22 protein-coding genes are annotated in these 15,083 nt (G+C 54.4%); 18 read left to right on the forward strand and 4 right to left on the reverse strand.

Going from position 1 to position 15,083, the window contains the following annotated elements; translation table 11 throughout:
- Window positions 1-45: 45 nt before the first annotated feature.
- The 3 genes from QEH52_RS01600 to QEH52_RS01610 all read right to left on the reverse strand — a co-directional run bounded on the left by QEH52_RS01600 (window position 46) and on the right by QEH52_RS01610 (window position 1,497).
- Window positions 46-291, reverse strand: coding sequence for a hypothetical protein (locus QEH52_RS01600; protein ID WP_308948191.1), 246 nt, complete (start codon window positions 289-291; stop codon window positions 46-48).
- Complete coding sequence (locus QEH52_RS01605) at window positions 291-938, reverse strand: hypothetical protein (RefSeq protein ID WP_308948192.1); 648 nt, start codon at window positions 936-938, stop codon at window positions 291-293. The genes QEH52_RS01600 and QEH52_RS01605 overlap by 1 nt, the downstream gene beginning before the upstream one ends.
- 94 nt (window positions 939-1,032) lie before the next feature.
- Window positions 1,033-1,497 (reverse strand): hypothetical protein, encoded by a 465-nt coding sequence (locus QEH52_RS01610; RefSeq protein ID WP_308948193.1) that lies wholly within the window; start codon window positions 1,495-1,497, stop codon window positions 1,033-1,035.
- An 82-nt stretch (window positions 1,498-1,579) separates the two neighbouring features.
- Here QEH52_RS01610 and QEH52_RS01615 point away from each other — a divergent pair, with 82 nt between their 5' ends.
- The 18 genes from QEH52_RS01615 (at window position 1,580) to QEH52_RS01700 (ending at window position 14,844) form a co-directional block, all read left to right on the forward strand.
- Window positions 1,580-1,837, forward strand: a complete 258-nt coding sequence (locus tag QEH52_RS01615) for a hypothetical protein (RefSeq protein WP_308948194.1) — start codon at window positions 1,580-1,582, stop codon at window positions 1,835-1,837.
- Complete coding sequence (locus QEH52_RS01620) at window positions 1,837-2,211, forward strand: hypothetical protein (RefSeq protein WP_308948195.1); 375 nt, start codon at window positions 1,837-1,839, stop codon at window positions 2,209-2,211. The genes QEH52_RS01615 and QEH52_RS01620 overlap by 1 nt, the downstream gene beginning before the upstream one ends.
- Window positions 2,208-2,459 (forward strand): hypothetical protein, encoded by a 252-nt coding sequence (locus QEH52_RS01625; RefSeq protein ID WP_308948196.1) that lies wholly within the window; start codon window positions 2,208-2,210, stop codon window positions 2,457-2,459. The genes QEH52_RS01620 and QEH52_RS01625 overlap by 4 nt, the downstream gene beginning before the upstream one ends.
- Before the next feature lie 4 nt (window positions 2,460-2,463).
- Window positions 2,464-2,646: a hypothetical protein gene (locus QEH52_RS01630; RefSeq protein ID WP_308948197.1), complete on the forward strand. Its 183-nt coding sequence runs from the start codon at window positions 2,464-2,466 to the stop codon at window positions 2,644-2,646.
- A gap of 14 nt (window positions 2,647-2,660) precedes the next feature.
- Complete coding sequence (locus QEH52_RS01635; RefSeq protein ID WP_308948198.1) at window positions 2,661-2,828, forward strand: hypothetical protein; 168 nt, start codon at window positions 2,661-2,663, stop codon at window positions 2,826-2,828.
- Complete coding sequence (locus tag QEH52_RS01640; RefSeq protein ID WP_308948199.1) at window positions 2,825-3,016, forward strand: hypothetical protein; 192 nt, start codon at window positions 2,825-2,827, stop codon at window positions 3,014-3,016. The genes QEH52_RS01635 and QEH52_RS01640 overlap by 4 nt, the downstream gene beginning before the upstream one ends.
- Before the next feature lie 11 nt (window positions 3,017-3,027).
- A complete protein-coding gene (locus QEH52_RS01645) occupies window positions 3,028-3,390 on the forward strand; it encodes a hypothetical protein (protein ID WP_308948200.1) in 363 nt (120 codons plus the stop codon).
- Window positions 3,380-3,928, forward strand: a complete 549-nt coding sequence (locus tag QEH52_RS01650; protein ID WP_308948201.1) for a 3'-5' exonuclease — start codon at window positions 3,380-3,382, stop codon at window positions 3,926-3,928. Before QEH52_RS01645 ends, QEH52_RS01650 begins: the two co-directional genes overlap by 11 nt.
- A 20-nt stretch (window positions 3,929-3,948) precedes the next feature.
- Complete coding sequence (locus QEH52_RS01655) at window positions 3,949-4,446, forward strand: hypothetical protein (RefSeq protein WP_308948202.1); 498 nt, start codon at window positions 3,949-3,951, stop codon at window positions 4,444-4,446.
- Between the two features lie 49 nt (window positions 4,447-4,495).
- Window positions 4,496-5,047, forward strand: a complete 552-nt coding sequence (locus QEH52_RS01660; protein ID WP_308948203.1) for a hypothetical protein — start codon at window positions 4,496-4,498, stop codon at window positions 5,045-5,047.
- 26 nt (window positions 5,048-5,073) lie between these two features.
- Complete coding sequence (locus QEH52_RS01665; RefSeq protein ID WP_308948204.1) at window positions 5,074-6,894, forward strand: ParB/RepB/Spo0J family partition protein; 1,821 nt, start codon at window positions 5,074-5,076, stop codon at window positions 6,892-6,894.
- A 1-nt stretch (window position 6,895) separates the two neighbouring features.
- The gene (locus QEH52_RS01670) at window positions 6,896-7,282 is read left to right on the forward strand and encodes a helix-turn-helix domain-containing protein (protein ID WP_308948205.1); all 387 of its coding nucleotides are present in this window, start codon (window positions 6,896-6,898) and stop codon (window positions 7,280-7,282) included.
- Between the two features lie 2 nt (window positions 7,283-7,284).
- Entirely contained in the window at window positions 7,285-7,506 is a 222-nt protein-coding gene (locus QEH52_RS01675) for a hypothetical protein (protein ID WP_308948207.1), read from the forward strand.
- Window positions 7,503-8,903, forward strand: coding sequence for a DNA cytosine methyltransferase (locus QEH52_RS01680; protein ID WP_308948209.1), 1,401 nt, complete (start codon window positions 7,503-7,505; stop codon window positions 8,901-8,903). Before QEH52_RS01675 ends, QEH52_RS01680 begins: the two co-directional genes overlap by 4 nt.
- Window positions 8,900-10,108, forward strand: coding sequence for a hypothetical protein (locus QEH52_RS01685; protein WP_308948210.1), 1,209 nt, complete (start codon window positions 8,900-8,902; stop codon window positions 10,106-10,108). Before QEH52_RS01680 ends, QEH52_RS01685 begins: the two co-directional genes overlap by 4 nt.
- Complete coding sequence (locus QEH52_RS01690; RefSeq protein ID WP_308948211.1) at window positions 10,101-11,786, forward strand: hypothetical protein; 1,686 nt, start codon at window positions 10,101-10,103, stop codon at window positions 11,784-11,786. The genes QEH52_RS01685 and QEH52_RS01690 overlap by 8 nt, the downstream gene beginning before the upstream one ends.
- Window positions 11,787-12,236: 450 nt before the next feature.
- Window positions 12,237-12,998 (forward strand): hypothetical protein, encoded by a 762-nt coding sequence (locus QEH52_RS01695; protein WP_308948212.1) that lies wholly within the window; start codon window positions 12,237-12,239, stop codon window positions 12,996-12,998.
- On the forward strand, window positions 12,991-14,844 hold the full coding sequence (locus QEH52_RS01700) for a terminase gpA endonuclease subunit (protein WP_308948213.1): 1,854 nt from the start codon (window positions 12,991-12,993) through the stop codon (window positions 14,842-14,844). Before QEH52_RS01695 ends, QEH52_RS01700 begins: the two co-directional genes overlap by 8 nt.
- Here QEH52_RS01700 and QEH52_RS01705 read toward each other — a convergent pair.
- Window positions 14,812-15,051, reverse strand: coding sequence for a hypothetical protein (locus QEH52_RS01705; RefSeq protein WP_308948215.1), 240 nt, complete (start codon window positions 15,049-15,051; stop codon window positions 14,812-14,814). The genes QEH52_RS01700 and QEH52_RS01705 overlap by 33 nt on opposite strands.
- Window positions 15,052-15,083 lie beyond the last annotated feature (32 nt).

Below are 15,083 nucleotides of genomic sequence, written 5' to 3' on the forward strand. Positions count from 1 at the left end.
TTATGGGGGGCGCCGGCGTTTTTGGTAGATGGAGGTAGTAGCCGATTAGCGCCTGCTGTGATATTTTTTGTGGAGCTCGCGGCCGGTGGGGGTGGTGATGGGGACTAGGTCGGGGCTGCCACATTGAGTGCAGCGCTCGGCTCGGGTGGTGAGGCGCCATGTGGTGTATAGGAGTCCTGGTAAGAGTAGTAGGCACCAGAGTATGAGCTCGGTGCTGAGTTTGCCGTGGGTGGTGGTCTTGTGCTGGGCGTAACTGCCGCATCGGGTGCAGATCTGTGGTGTGGTGCTCATTATAGTATTTTCTGGATTGCTCGGGCTGCGTTGGTGTTGTGGCTGGTGCCGCTGCGGGATAGTTTGTCGATGGCTTGGGCGGCGTTGGTGAGGTCGTAGATGTATTGCTCGACCTCGGGGTGGTAGTCGAGGGGCTTTAGGGCGTTGGCTAGGCTTTTCCAACGCTGGGCGAGGGCTTGGGCGGCGGGGCTGCGGAGGGCGCTGTTGTGCTCGCGGAATGTGGCGGGCTCGGTTAGGATTTTGCTGTAGCTGATGGTATACTCTTTGCCGCTGAGCCAGTAGCTGTGCTCGGGGATGTCGCGGGTGGCGGCGTTTTTGGCGATTGTCCAGTCGGTGAGCTCGGGCCCTATGTTGAGTGTGGTGCTCTGGCCGTTGAGGGCTGCGGTGTGGGCGGATTTGAGTGCCGCGGGGAGTTTGTCGGTGGCGATGTTATCCCAGCTGGTGGTGATGGTTTGTAGTTTGGTGGAGCCTATGAGCGGGCGCCCGGGGTGGGGTGTGAGTGTGAGCCCGTCGGGGCTGGCTGTGTAGATGGCCACTACTGGGACTGTGTGCCCGGCCGATGAGGTGAGCTCGATGATCTGGGGGATCTCGATGGCGGTGGTTTTGATGCTGAGTAGCAGGATGAGGATTAGGTATTTGTATTTCATGGCTCGTAGCAATAACGCTCTAGCAAAAATGGACAAGGCCTCATTTTTTGCTCGATAGCGTTTGGGAATTTTACAACGTTTTTACTGGTGAGGTCTATTCTGCGATGGGAGCACGGGGCTTTTGCTTGTAGGGGGTTTGTTCTTCGGCGGCGGCGCGGTAGAAGTCTTTTTCATAGGCTTCAAGGTGGGGGGCTATCATGCGGATGTCTTCCCAGTTATCGCCTTCGCGGACTTTGCTAAGTGCTGCGGTGGCTTGCTTGAGTATGTGGGTGACAAAGGCTGTTTGATCGAGGTCTATGTATTTGAGAGCTTCGGCGGCGTCGCGGCGAGTGCTGGCATCGCAGAAGTCTAGGAGGAGGTCTTCGAAGCATTCGGAGTCGAGCGGGCTTTGGTAGTGCTGCTCGTTGTTTTGGGGCTCTGCTTCTAGGTCTTTCTCGATGAGTTCGCGTATGTAGGTGCTTCGGTTTGTGCCGTATTGTTGGGCGGCTTTGGCTTCGACTTTTTCCCAGAGTGAGGGGAGTAGCGAGACGCTCTTTGATTTTGATTTTTCCTGTGTCATGGGAGGAGTTTCTTAGAAAAACGCAGAATAAACAAAAATAATGCTTGCGTTATATAACGCACGGTGCGTTATTTGCGTTATTGTGAGTTCTGAAAAAGCAAAATCTAAGTCGGTGAGTATGAGCTTGGCTCAATGGGAGCTGGTGGAATTGGCCTGTGCGGAGGCTCGGGAGGATCGATCGGCTTATATTCGGCGGCTGTGTTTGGCTGATTTGGAGACTCGGGGCTACATGGCGGGCGGTGATGCTATGGGCCGGCGTATGTCTCAGCTGAGAGAGTTGGAGGCTACGGGGCTTGATGTGGATGCTGCGCTAGAAGGTTTATTGAGGGGGGCTGCATAATGAAATCTGGACAATTGAAATTTGAGGCTGAGTTACTGAGTCATTTGGATCGGTTTGAGGCTCGGTTGCGCGATCTGCGTGATTGGGGTAAGCTGTTGTGGGTGAAAATGCTGCGTGCTGTGGTGCGTGATTTGATCGGAGAGCGGCAGAAGCGTGATGACGCGATCTATAAGCAGTTGATGCTGCTGGAGTCGATGGCGCAGCGGGATGCGAGCCCTGAGATTGTGGTGAAAATCCAGTCGTTGAAGGGGATGCTGGCGGTGCTGTGTATGGCGCTGTGCTTGTGGTCGATCTGTGAGCTGTCGGGGCCGGTGCGTGTTTGGCGTGTGCGTGGGCGCTCGCGTGAGGAGATGCTTGTGGAGGGTTTGGCATGATTACGCTGGAGCGATCTGAGCTGCAAGCGATGTTGGAGCAGGCTGCTGAGCGTGGGGCGCTGCGGGCGCTGGGCGCGGTGAAGCAGCCTAAGCGCTATATCTCGGGCCGTAAGGCTGCTGAGCTGATGGAGCTCTCGTATTATCAATTTAAGCGGCTGCATGTTGAGACTAACAATGTGTGGCCGGTCCGTGGCTCGCTCTTTGACCGTAGGGACCTCGAGCGGCTGAAACTACAAACTGAGAGGTGAGATTATGCTAACACATGAGCGAGTGAAACAGGTGATGCGGGATAAGCACTGTAGCTATACGGATGCGTGCCGTTGGCTGGGGCAGCGTGGTGCTGCAGCGCGTGCGGATCGGAAGCGGGCGGCTGCGCGCAAAGAGGAGCTGCTGCGCCGTGATCGTGAGATGCAGCGTGCGTGTGGGATCGATTAATCGAGGAGTATTTTATGCAACTGAAGAAACATATTAAACGTGCGTATCATCGCAGTGAGCCCTGCCGTAAGTGTGGGGGTAATCATACCACGGGAGGCCATGATAAGGCGGTCGATCCTGAGGTATATGTCGAGGATGAGGAGGAGGCTGTGCGTGTGGTGCGCGGGTCTGTGGAGTCATGAAGGCGGAGCGGTATATGAGTCTGACGCTGCCTGCGGTGTGTAGCTACATGCGGGAGTGTAAGGTGGGCTGGCAGGCTGCGCGGATGCGTGGGGCTGATGGTGTGAAGCATCGTCGGTGGTATGCGGCTGAGTATTGGAAGATGCGGCGGTGTCTGGCGGCGTATGCTAATGATGAGATTGAGGGGTGATTTTTATGATTATGGATCTTGAAAGTATGGGTGGCCGTGAGGTGCGGATCGATGAGTCGGTGGATGAGTTTTTCTGCGTGCATCGGTTGTTTTTGGGTGGTGACTGTGTGGTGATGATCGCGGATCGTCGGACCAATCGGCTGTTGTGCGTGTGTGCGAATGAGTTGTCGCCTGCGGTGCGGCGGTGGATTGAGCGGAGTGAGTTTGATGAGCGGTTTACGCAGTGCTCTACGATGCAGCTGATGTTGGGGGCGGGGTATGTGTTTTGCTCGTTTGCGTTTGCGGCGGAGTGGTCGCGCCGGGTGCGGGTGTTGTTGGTTTTGCAGGCTCGGATCGGTGGGCTGTTGGGGGAGGCTGTGAGTGATGCGGTATAGTGATTTATCGTTGGATATCGAGACTCTGGATACGGTGCCTGGTGGGCTGATTTGCTCGGTGGGGGCGGTGCCGTTTAATGCTCGGGGTGTATCGTCGGATGCTGGATTTTTACTGCGGGTGAGCATCGTGGATGGTCTGCGGCTGGGGCTGTCGGTGGATAGCTCTACGCTGGAGTGGTGGGGGCAGCAGTCTGCTGTGGCTCGGGCGGGGCTGGAGAATGGTGCGGTGTGTGTATGTGTGGCGGATTTGTTTGAGCGGCTGGGGGAGTTTGTGGATGCGTATTGTGATCGTGATACGGTGCGTGTGTGGACTAAGGGCCCGGGCTTTGATTCGGCGTTTTTGGCGGTGGCGGCGCGCAGGGTTGAGAAGTCGCTGCCGTGGAAGTTTTGGAATGATCGTTGTGTGCGCACGATCTGCGAGGGTGTGTCGGCTCCGAAGCGGGGAGCGGATAATGTGCACCATAATGCGCTGGATGATGCGATCTACCAGGCGCGCTGGGTGCGTGCGGCGCGTCGGCTGAAATCTGTTAATTTGTAATTTATCTACTGTCTTCTGTTATGCCTAAAAAATCTACTTCCGAAATGACGATCGATCAGGTGCTGGCTGCGGCGCACCGTAAACATGGGCACGATGGTGTGTATGAGACGACGCCTGCGGATGAGATGATCCGGCGTGAGGAGGCGGAGTCGCGTGAGGAGTGGGCGATCCGTGAGGAGGCGTTTCGGCAGTTGATGGGTTTTATTTTTAAGGAGGGTCCGCATCCGGCTAAGGCGGTGCGGCGGCTGTATTGTCTGGCTAAGGCGTTTACGCCGGAGCTGATCTTGAATATGGGGGTGCGTGACTTGGGCAAGATTTTTGGCGAGAGCCATGGCTGTGTGCAGTGGCGGCTCAAGCAGGTGGTGCATGGTTTTGTGGAGGCGCAGTCGGGTAAGAAAATCCATCTGCCCTATCAAAAGAGTGAGGCGGCTAGCGCTAAGTATAGCGAGGCGCAGAAGGGCAACAAGAATCGCCGTAATGGTGAGCGTGCGAAGGTGCTCAAGCGGATCGCTAGTTGATTTTTAAAGGATGTGCCGGCCGCGCGGTGTGGCTGGCGTTTAACAATAGATGGAGGGACTAATGATGAGTGAGGGCGATTCTGAATTTAATGATATGAGTGCTTTAGTTGCGCAGTTAACCAGTGGTATTTATTATGGTTCTATTGAGCGTGAGTATGATTTTTGGGAGCTTTGGAGGGTTTGTGCCGATTGTTCTTATTTTAAGTGGATGATTGCTCTCTCTGGTGGTGAGCTATCTTTGAAAAGTCGGGCGATCTTGGGGAAGATGTGGAGTGGAAAATACAATGGCGCTACTTTTACTCTTTTGGGCGGCCAGCGCGTGGAGTTTGGCGTGCGGGGCGTAGGTATTGATAAGCGTTATTTTGTTCGGTTGGTTGGGAATAAGGCTGGTGTGGCTGTCAAGGCGGCTCTGGGTGGAGAGCCTGTGGCTGCTCCTTTAACTATGGGTGATCTGCTAAAGCTGGTGGGTAGGACAATCGTGCTGACAGATGGTAGGACTGATCTGGTGCGCAGCTGTCGGCAGAGTCCTGGGGCAGCTGGTGGTAGTCTTATTACTCTAGAGACTATTGCGGGGGATTGGTGTGAGGAACTTTATAAATAATAACTGAAAAAAATCGTAGTAACATTATGGATACAAAATATATTAATGTTGGTTCTCTAGTCGCTAGTGCGACTAATCGTAAATTCTTCGATGCGGATCGGCTTGATGAGCTGGCGGCGAATATCTCTGAGGTTGGCATTTTGCAGCCTCTGTTGGTGCGTCCGCTGGATGATGATCGTTTCGAGATTGTGTTTGGTGAGCGGCGTTGGCGTGCGGCGAAGTTGGCTGGCCTGGAATCGGTGGAGTGTCGTGTGCGTGAGTTGTCGGATACGGAGGCGCTGGAGCTGCAGGTGGTGGAGAATCTGCAGCGTGAGGATGTGGACCCGGTGGAGGAGGCGCAAATGCTGCGGATGATGCTGAATCTGGAGCAGGATGGTGAGCGTGTGTATACGACGGTGTCGCTGGGGGAGAAGATCGGGAAGAGTAAACACTATGTGTCTCAGCGTGTGTTGCTGGCACAGTTGCCTCGGCCGATAGCTGATGCGCTGCGCACGGGCAAGATCCAAGCTAAAACGGCGGAGCTGATCGGGCGTATACCCAACAAATCGACTCGTAAGGAGGTGGGTGATTTTGTGCTGAAGGGGGACCTGACCTTTAAGGCGACTAAGGAGTTGATCCAGCGCAGCTATGTGCGCTCGCTGAAGAGTGCGCCTTTTGATCGTGAGTCTGTGGATCTGTGCCCTCAGGCGGGTGCGTGTGGTGAGTGCCCTAAGCGCACGGGTAATATGGATCTGGAGGATGTGCGCGATGGCTGGGTGTGCTGCGATATGGATTGTTTCCGCGCTAAGTGTGAGGCCTCGTGGGAGCGCCAGACTGCGAAGGCGCGTGAGGCGGGTATGGCTGTTTTGAGTGATGAGGAGAGCCGCTCGCTGTTTGTGGATGGGCGGCACTTGAATTATGATGCGCCGTATGTGCTGTGGGAGTCGCGGCCGCCTGAGGATATTATCAAGCCTGAGGTGGAGTGGCGTAATTTGGAAAGTTGGTCTGTGATGCTGGCGGATGTGGTGAGCCCTGTGCTGGCCCGGGTGCCGGATACGGGGCGCTCTGTGGAGCTGGCGCGTCTGGATGTGTGCCTGACTGCGGCGGTGGAGCAGGGTGAGGGGGAGATTTTTAAGGATGTGATCTTGCGTAAGCATGCGGCCTCGGCTGGGGGCGGTGCTAAGGCTGCTTTTGTTAATCCGGATCTGGGTGGTGATTTTGATGGTGCGGACTCTGAGCCTGTGGGTGAGGTGTCGGCGAAGGCGGATCGGAGCCAGAAGGAGGCGCTGCAGGCGATGAAGGATCTGCGGGATCGTGTGGCGGGGTTGGCTGGAGATACATCATGCTACGTGGCACCTGGACAGATGCCTATAGAGTGCTGGGCGCTGCTGTTACAAGCGGCGGCGGTGAATATGGGGGCTGCTGGGCGGAAGCTTTTTGCGCAGTGGATGGGGCTGAATGAGGATGCGATGTTGGGGCTGATTTTGCGTGGTGAGCTGCCGGCTGGTGATTTAGCTGAGTGTGTTCCTGTGGCTTTGTTGTCGGTGCTGGTCTCGGAGTGGGAGCCGCACATGCAGGATAAGTTTTTGAGTGCGTTTCGGGGCTATGTGGCGCCGGATGAAGTGGCTGAGGAGTCTGCCGCTGAGGAGTTGGATCTGCCGGAGGGGTATCGGCCTGCTGCCCTGGTGCTGCCTGATGATGAGATCACGTGTAATGTGATCTGTGCGGATGGGTCTAAGGCGATGGCGTATTCGTCGACCGATGAGAATGATGTGACGACGTGGTGTGATGCTGTGAGTTTCGAACCGCTCAAGTCTGAGGTGGTCGGATGGGAGTATTACGACGGCGAAGAAGAGGAGGAAGCGTAAGATGCCTGCTGAACTTGTGAATTTATCGGCTGATCTGCGCTTACGCGTGGCGGTGATCGTGGAGGCTGTGGCGAGTTGCTACAAGATGCGGCCGAGTGATCTGTCGAGTCGGACGCGATCGGCGCGGGTGTCTGAGGCGCGGCATGTGGCGATGTATGTGCTGCGTGATCAGCTGCAGATGAGCTGTGTGGATATCGCTCGGGTGTTTGGCCGTAAAGATCACTGCACTGTGCTGTATGCGTGTAAAAAGATTCATGCCTGGATCGTGGGGGATGCGCAGTTTCGTGCGCAATGGCCGCGTATCGTGAAGTCTGTGATCGCTGCGCGGATGGCTGCGGAGAATGGGCTGCGTTTGCGGATGACTGTAGATGAAAAAGGGGAGAAATAGTTATGGCTGAGGTTTCAAAGATTAAAGGTCGGAAGGTGATCGTTGAGCGGACTGGATTTAAAAAATGTGATCCAATTCCGCCTGTATGCGCTCGGGTGTATCTGCCTGAGCCGTGGTATCATGATGTGGCCTATGGTGCGACGGAACGTATGGCTATAGATGCGCTGCTGAAGCGGGAGAGTGTGCAGGCGTATATCGCTAGTGTGGGAGGTGATGCCGGGTGATTAATCCACAATTTGCATTAGATTTAAATGCTGAGATTATCGTCGATAATTTCGCGGGTGGTGGAGGTGCAAGCACTGGAATCGAATTGGCGCTTGGACGTAATGTAGATATTGCGATCAATCACGACCCTGAGGCGGTGGCCATGCATCGCGCCAATCATCCGCAAACGAAGCACTATTGCGAAAGCGTTTTCGATGTGGATCCGATTGAAATCACTCACGGTCGACCTGTTGGGCTCGCTTGGTTCTCTCCGGACTGTAAGCATTTCTCGAAAGCCAAAGGCGGGAAGCCGAAAAGCAAAAAAATACGAGGGCTCGCCTGGATCGTTTTGCATTGGGTAAATCAAGTGGCACCTCGCGTGATCATGCTCGAGAACGTCGAAGAGTTTCAAGGGTGGGCACCGCTGGATAAAGAGGGATCACCGCTGAAGCATCGAAAGGGTTGGTTTTTTAAGTGCTTCGTTGGCGCTTTACGACGCCGTGGGTATGCAGTCGAGTATCGAGAGTTGCGGGCTTGCGACTACGGGGCTCCTACAATTCGCAAACGCTTCTTTCTAATCGCTCGCTGCGATGGTAAGCCGATCGTTTGGCCAGATCAGACGCACGGTGAGCCGAAAAGTGAGGCAGTTAAAAGCAAGAAGCTCGCACCATGGCGAACTGCAGCAGAATGCATCGAGTGGCCGATTGAGTGTCCATCGATATTCACCAGAAAGAAGGATCTTGCGGACGCGACACTGCGCAGAATCGCTAAAGGAATCATGCGCTACGTGGTGAACGCAGAGGATCCGTTTATTGTGCCGGATAGTTGCGCTCCTTTCATCACTGAGTGCGCAAACGCTAGCACTGAACGAGTCTTTGCACCAGACGAACCACTGCGCACGCAATGCGCTCAGATCAAGGGCGGGCATTTCGCGCTGGTAACTGCATTTTTAAGCAAAATGCGAGGAGATAATGTCGGAAGCGACATGCGCGAGCCTCTGCACACTATCAGCGCGGGAGGCATGCATCATGCGGAAGTGCGCGCTATGTTGATCAAATATTATGGCAACGAAAAGGAGGGGGTGAATATCGCCGATCCTATGCACACTGTGACCTCGAAAGAGCGATTTGCATTAGTGCTAGTTAAGGGTGTTCTTTATGAGATCATAGACATTGGGCTGCGGATGTTGCAGCCAATCGAGCTCTACCGAGCGCAGGGTTTTCCTAAGGGCTATATTTTTGAATGGGGCCACTTCGAATGCTATGAAACTGGATTATTGATTAAGAAAAAGCTAACCAAAAAGGCGCAGGTGCGCATGTGCGGTAACTCAGTTTGCCCGCCGGTCGCTGAGGCATTGGTTCGTGCAAATGTTCCTGATATGTGTGTGTCGAATGCTTTTGAGGAGGTTGCTGTATGAGCCTGACTATGGAGGAGCGCGCTGCGGCGTATGTGGCTAAAATGGATGGTGCGGTCGCTAAATCGGGTGGGCACAATCAGACGTTTTACGTGGCCTGTGTGCTGATGCATGGTTTTCGGCTGACTGAGTCGGCTGCGATGTCGATCATGCGGGAGTGGAATGCGCGATGCGCACCGCCCTGGTCTGAGCCTGATTTGGTGTATAAGATCCAGTCTGCTGCGCGCTCTGCGGCATCATCGCAGATGCAGGATCTGTGGGCTAAGGTGAGTGCTGATAACCGTGATGATGCTCGGTTTTCGCGTCCGGCTGAAGCGGCCGAGGCGAGTGATGCGGAATTACCTCCTATCGAGCGGCCTCAGTGGCCTGAGCATGATGCGGGTCGATTACGTGAATTTGCGGGTGTGTGGCGTGAGTCGGTGAGCTCTGTGTGGCTGGCTAATCGATCGGCGGTGGATCCGTGTCGGGTGGATGCTGCGGGATTTTTAGATGTGCTGTATCCGGAGGCTGAAAAGGTGTTGGTATTTACGAATCAGCGGAGCCAGGGGCAGGCGGTGTGGCCTGATGAGTCGTTGCCAGCTGGGGCGGCTGAGGGTGTGTGGTTTTTGCCGCAGCCGGTGGATGGTAAGTATCATCCTAATCCGAGGTCTGTCGATAAGGACGGTAAGCCTAAGAGCTCGCGCCGCTCGATGGAGAGTGTGACTGCGTGGCGGTATATGCTGCTGGAGTCGGATGAGGCGGATATGCGTGATTGGCTCGGTCTGCTGGTGCAGTTGCCTTTACGAGTTGCGGCGATTTACTCGAGTGGTGGGCGATCGGTCCATGTGTTGATCCGGATCGATCGGCCGACTAAGGATAGTTGGGACCAGGCGAAAGCGGAGTTGTTGCCGACGCTCAATCTGCTGTGTGTGGCGGGGATCGATATGAAGGCGGTGACGGCTGTGAGGTTGTCGAGATTACCGCAGTGTATGCGGGGTAAGCGCCTGCAAAAATTGTTTTATGTGAATCCTAATCCGTCGGCGCGGCCTTTGTGCGAATTGCCGATGTTGCGTGATGTTGAGGCTGATTGGTGTGGTATGGCTGCGGGTGGTGTTGCTGAGTCTGATGATGATGGGGGTCAGTGGCTATTTGACGGGCTGGGGTATTATGCGAGCGCATCGGTGCGCTGTAAAAACGCGTTAGAAGATTTGAGGGAAATTTATGGGTGATGACCAAACAGATAAGGCCAATGCAAAGGCGCGGGAGTTACTAGGTAAGGAGGCGGATGCGCCTGCACCTGGGTTTGAGCCGCGCGTGCTGAATGGTGGAGAGACTACTGGAGATGGTGAGACGCCGCAGTTTGAGTTTATCAAGCTGCCAGGTGAGGGGCGGCCGCTAAGTCAATTCGCGGATGAGATGGGCCGTGTGTGTGCTGAGCGTGATGTGTTTCGGCGTGAGACTGTGCCCTGCACGATTAACCCTGAGTCTGGTGCAATGGAAGCGATCGTGCCAGATCGCTTTCGGACATTTGTCGAAGATTTCGCAGTCACTCACGTGGATAAGTGGAGTAAGGCTAAAGAGGATTTTATTAAGCTGCCTAAGACCATGACTAAGGATGTTGCCGGTGGTGTGCTGTCGGCCGACCAGTTTATATATAAGCTCAAGCGGCTCGATCGCGTAAACAATGTGCGGATGCCTGTGATGCGGCGTGATGGTCGTATCGAGTTGCTGCCTGAAGGCTATGATCGGGAGAGCCATACATACACGATGCCTAGTAAGATCGAGATCCGAGATATGCAGCCTGAGGAGGCGCGTAAGGTGATCGATAGCCTGCTGCAGGAGTTCCCGTTTGGGGATTTTGATGAGCATGGATTCTCTCGCTCTAAGGCAGTGGCTATCGCTGGTATGCTGGGTCTGTATGGGACCTGCCTACTTGGACTGTCGGGCCGGCGTATGAATTTTGTTTATACTGCCAATTCGCAGCGCTCGGGTAAATCGTTGCTCGCTCAATGTGCGATCACTCCCGTGACTGGTGGTAGTGAGGTTCAGACAATCCCAGACTCTAAGGAGGAGTTTCGGAAGGTGCTGGATACTGAGGCCATCGCGAGCTCGCCGTGCATCTTTTTCGATGACTTGGAGGGCAATATTAAAAACAATACCCTCAATGCGTTCCTCACTGCGAGCGTATGGACCGGCCGACTGATGAACAGTCAGAAGAAGTTTAAGGCGCCTAAGGTGAGTGTGGTCTATCTCACTGGTAATAACCTCACGCTCTCTACGGATATCAGCGGCCGCACGCTGCTGTGTGAGCTCTACGTAAAGGAGGCCGATCCGCAAGCGCGTAAGGTTAAGCGTGTGATCGATGAGGCGTATCTATCGCGTGATGATGTGCGTGGTGATCTGCTCAGCGCTATGTGGGCGCTGGTGCAGCATTGGGATGCTCAAGGTCGGCCTAAGCCGGATCGCACGATCCGGGGCTATGAGGAGTGGAGTAATATATTTGGTGGGATCATCGAGTGTAATGGATGGGGCAACCCTCTATTGCGGCCAGACACCGCGCACTCAGGTGATACTGAGATGACTGATATGCTGGATCTAGTAGAGTATTTAGTCGATGAGTTGCCAGCAGGAGAGACTGAGCGTGATTATGACTTCCAAGAGCTTGGGCAGATCTGTGTTGAGAGCAGCTACTTTACCTGGATGATTGATTACACTGAGCGCTCGGGCGAGTTTCCGGGGTCTAAGGTGTATGAGCTTAAGCCTAAGAGTAAGGCTATCCTCGGTAAGATGTGGACCAACAAATACGGCGGTCGGATCTTTACTATGCGGAGCGGTCAGCGCGTGGAGTTTGGATCGCGTGGCAAAAATCGCCAGAAGAAGTATTTGATCCAGTTGTTACCGAGCTGACCTATGCCTCTATTGCTGCCGCCCGAGATCTCGGGCGGCTTTTTTTTGTGCCGTAGGCACAGCGTTTCGTTCGCGTCGCGGCCTCCATCCCCCTCTACCCCCTATGTAGTTATAAGCAACCTGTGTTACCTGTGCCTTTTTGGGCTGCACCTGTGCCTCTGGTAAATCTAGTATCTACGCGGCTTCGCCGCCCTATTTGCATAGGTGGCATAGGTAAGCATAGGTTTTTAAGATTATAAAGGGTTTAGGGGTAGGGTATGCTTTAGAGTGCCAATAGTGCAGCATAGCGGTTTTACCTGTGCGACCTGTGCAACGTGTGCCGATTCTTTTTCGTTAAGGAATCTATTAGGGCAAAAAGTGCTGCCTGCAGTTTTTTCGACTCCCACCCCTTTCGCGCAGTTTTTGCACAAAATGTTTGTTGCACCTTTTGACAATGGGGCTTGAGCGTCGATGCCTGCTAAAAAAACAGAATCCAAAAAAGTGCAGCGAGTGCGGTGCACTGGCTATCTGCAGCCGTATGATTACTACGCTGATTTGTTCGGCGCTAGTGAGCGAACGGTGAAGGGCTGGGTGTCGACTGGTCGTAAGGCGGATGATCGGCCGCCGTTGGATGAGCCTGAGCTGATGGCTAATTGGTGGAGTCGGCACTATAAACATCGGGTGCCGGATCTGATATTGAAGATGGCGAAGGCTGCTCCGGGGGATGGGGATGCTCAGGTTAAGGGCGATCCTTTGTTTGAGCAGCCTGCTCAGCCGGAGCCTAATGTGGTGCCGTTTGTGATGCCTGATAATTTGGAGACGGGGCTGGCCGCGTCGGTGGCTCGGCTGCGGGAGGCTGAGGCTGTGCTGAGTGCTAAGTATCTGCATGCGATGACCCAGGAGGCGGATGAGGGGGAGATCGAGCGCAAGCAACGTAGCTGGGAGCGGGTATCGAATCAGTTGCGGCAGCAGGAAAAATCGCTGCGGGAGCTTGAGGGAAAGTATGGTGACTCTTATTCGGGGGATGAGATTCGGGCGATGCTGGAGAAATTGCACATGCCGATCTACTCGGGGATGATGAATCTGGTGCGGCGCTGCTCTCCGAAGGTGGATTTGATCGAGGATCCTGCCGAGAAGCAGGCGTATTGGCTGGCTGAGGTGCGGAAGTTGTTTAAGGGCCTGCAGCAGTCTGAATTTGCGGCGCCGGTTGAGGAGTTGGTGGTGGGTGAATAATTCTGCGCTACAGGATTTGATGGTTCGGACGCTGGCGGGGATCTATCGCCCGGGGTCGGACCTGTCGCACCTGGAGTGGGCGGAGCAAAGTATTGTGCTCAGTAGTGCTGAGTCGATTGAGTTTAGCGGTCCGTATCGGGCTGATCTGACGCCGTGGCATGTTTTTGTTTTTGAGTTTTTCGACGATCCGGCGTGGCGGGAGTTGATCGTGCGTAAGAGCAGCCAGACGGGGATTACGTTGGCGATGCTGATTATGATTTGCTACTTTGTGGCGGAGATGCCGGCGCACGTTTTGTATGCGATTGATAGCCGGGATGAGGCTAAGAAAATTTCGAAAATGCGCCTGCTGCCCATGCTCAAGGGGTGTGGGGCTTGTGATGGCGCGATGGATGTGGCGGATGATGATTTGTCGACTCTGTTTATGATGGTGCGTGGTATGGCGATCCATATCATTGGCGGTGGCTCGGCTGGTGCGTTTGCGAATAAAACGGTTAAGCTTTGTATCCTGGATGAGTTGGACAAGCACCCGGCGAATCCTCAGGGGGAGGCTAATACGATCGATCTGGCTCGGGACCGGATCAAGCAGGTGGAGGAGGCGAAGCTTGTGGGCTTTAGCTCGCCTAAGGATTGGGAGAGTGTGACGAATCAGGAGTATCTGACTGGCACGCGGCATAAGTTGTTTGTGCCTTGTCCGCACTGTGGGCGTAATCAGGAGCTGGTGTGGCAGCAGATGCGCTTTGATCACTGTAAGGATTTGCTGGGTAATTGGGATCTGGAACGGGTGCTTAAGGAGACGTATTACGAGTGCATCGGATGCGGTGAGGCGATCGAGGAGCGGTATAAGCCGTGGATGCTGGACCTGAAGCGGGTGCAGTTTTTACCGACTAATCTGAATCTGGATGAGCACCGGCGGGTGCCGCGGAAGTTGAGTTTGCATGTTTCGGATTTGTATTCGCAGTTTCCTGAGTCGCGTTGGGGGTTGTTGGCGGTGCAGTTTATCGACGCTTCGAAAAATCCGTCGAAGCTGCAGGCGTTTTTTAATGGTCGGATGGGTCTGCCTAAACAGGAGCGACGGGTGAGTATCGCGAAGAATGATGTGTTTCAGCTTTGCGGGGCGTATGAGCATGATACTTGTCCTGTGTGGCCTGCGTTTTCGGTGGCTGAGCAGCCTGCTGTGGTGATGGCGAGTGATGTGCAGCAGGATGTTAAGAAGTGGGCTAAGGGTGTGTTTACTACGGAGGGTGAGCTGTATATTGTGAGTTATGGTGAGACGCTGAGCTATGATGAGCTGGAGATGGTGGCGAATAATCCGACGCTCTGCGGTCCTGAGAATGATCGGCGGGAGTATAAGACGAGCTTCGGTTTGATTGATGAGGGGCACGATACAAAAAATGTGCGCTCGTTTTGCCTGAGCACGGGTGGCCGTTGGTGGCCGGTTAAGGGTCGAGGTGGCATTCAGGTTAGGGATGTGGTGAGCGAGTCGAGCGCTACGCATGATGGGCGCGAGCTGATGGTTTACCACTGCTCGGATGATGACTTTAAGACGGATTTGTATGTGGGCCGTATCGGTGAGTTTGAGCGGATTAAGCAGGGTAAGAGCCCGGTGCCGCGTATGTGGCTGCCGATCTATGTGGAGGAGCGTTTTGTGGCTGAGCTGTGCGCGGAGAAGCGGGAGCGGCAGAAGGTGCGCGGCCGTATGTGCTGGGTATGGGTGGATCCGAAAGACCCGAATGACTTTGGCGATGCTGTGAAATACCTGCTGGTGTTGTGGTATAAGTTTAAGGAGCTGTTCCCGTATGATCGACCTAAGGATCTACGCACCTCGGATGAAGTAGCCGAAAATTAGACCGATAACCAAACTGGTGATGGACCAGGCTAGATTTACTTTGTCTATCCAGTTTGGTTGGTTGGCTTCGTCGGCCTGTTTTACGCTTAAAATGATTTTTGCGCGTTCGTGGTTTGGTGATCCTATTGCGCTTTGGCTGATGATTTCTAGTAGCACTTCTTTGGGCTGTTGGTGCATTTGTTCTATCATGTCGTTGGTGAGTTTCATAATTTATAGGGGTTGTGTGCTTTGACATGCGG

Origin of the sequence: Thalassobacterium maritimum (assembly GCF_031127805.1) — a bacterium.
GTDB lineage: Bacteria > Verrucomicrobiota > Verrucomicrobiia > Opitutales > Coraliomargaritaceae > Thalassobacterium > Thalassobacterium maritimum.

Excerpts from the sequence above, each read along its gene's own strand:
- QEH52_RS01600 (WP_308948191.1), bottom strand. The coding sequence starts at position 291 with ATGAGCACCACACCACAGATCTGCACCCGATGCGGCAGTTACGCCCAG.
- QEH52_RS01605 (WP_308948192.1), bottom strand. The coding sequence starts at position 938 with ATGAAATACAAATACCTAATCCTCATCCTGCTACTCAGCATCAAAACC.
- QEH52_RS01610 (WP_308948193.1), bottom strand. The coding sequence starts at position 1,497 with ATGACACAGGAAAAATCAAAATCAAAGAGCGTCTCGCTACTCCCCTCA.
- QEH52_RS01620 (WP_308948195.1), top strand. The coding sequence starts at position 1,837 with ATGAAATCTGGACAATTGAAATTTGAGGCTGAGTTACTGAGTCATTTG.
- QEH52_RS01625 (WP_308948196.1), top strand. The coding sequence starts at position 2,208 with ATGATTACGCTGGAGCGATCTGAGCTGCAAGCGATGTTGGAGCAGGCT.
- QEH52_RS01630 (WP_308948197.1), top strand. The coding sequence starts at position 2,464 with ATGCTAACACATGAGCGAGTGAAACAGGTGATGCGGGATAAGCACTGT.
- QEH52_RS01635 (WP_308948198.1), top strand. The coding sequence starts at position 2,661 with ATGCAACTGAAGAAACATATTAAACGTGCGTATCATCGCAGTGAGCCC.
- QEH52_RS01640 (WP_308948199.1), top strand. The coding sequence starts at position 2,825 with ATGAAGGCGGAGCGGTATATGAGTCTGACGCTGCCTGCGGTGTGTAGC.
- QEH52_RS01645 (WP_308948200.1), top strand. The coding sequence starts at position 3,028 with ATGGATCTTGAAAGTATGGGTGGCCGTGAGGTGCGGATCGATGAGTCG.
- QEH52_RS01650 (WP_308948201.1), top strand. The coding sequence starts at position 3,380 with ATGCGGTATAGTGATTTATCGTTGGATATCGAGACTCTGGATACGGTG.
- QEH52_RS01655 (WP_308948202.1), top strand. The coding sequence starts at position 3,949 with ATGCCTAAAAAATCTACTTCCGAAATGACGATCGATCAGGTGCTGGCT.
- QEH52_RS01660 (WP_308948203.1), top strand. The coding sequence starts at position 4,496 with ATGGAGGGACTAATGATGAGTGAGGGCGATTCTGAATTTAATGATATG.
- QEH52_RS01665 (WP_308948204.1), top strand. The coding sequence starts at position 5,074 with ATGGATACAAAATATATTAATGTTGGTTCTCTAGTCGCTAGTGCGACT.
- QEH52_RS01670 (WP_308948205.1), top strand. The coding sequence starts at position 6,896 with ATGCCTGCTGAACTTGTGAATTTATCGGCTGATCTGCGCTTACGCGTG.
- QEH52_RS01675 (WP_308948207.1), top strand. The coding sequence starts at position 7,285 with ATGGCTGAGGTTTCAAAGATTAAAGGTCGGAAGGTGATCGTTGAGCGG.
- QEH52_RS01685 (WP_308948210.1), top strand. The coding sequence starts at position 8,900 with ATGAGCCTGACTATGGAGGAGCGCGCTGCGGCGTATGTGGCTAAAATG.
- QEH52_RS01690 (WP_308948211.1), top strand. The coding sequence starts at position 10,101 with ATGGGTGATGACCAAACAGATAAGGCCAATGCAAAGGCGCGGGAGTTA.
- QEH52_RS01695 (WP_308948212.1), top strand. The coding sequence starts at position 12,237 with ATGCCTGCTAAAAAAACAGAATCCAAAAAAGTGCAGCGAGTGCGGTGC.
- QEH52_RS01705 (WP_308948215.1), bottom strand. The coding sequence starts at position 15,051 with ATGAAACTCACCAACGACATGATAGAACAAATGCACCAACAGCCCAAA.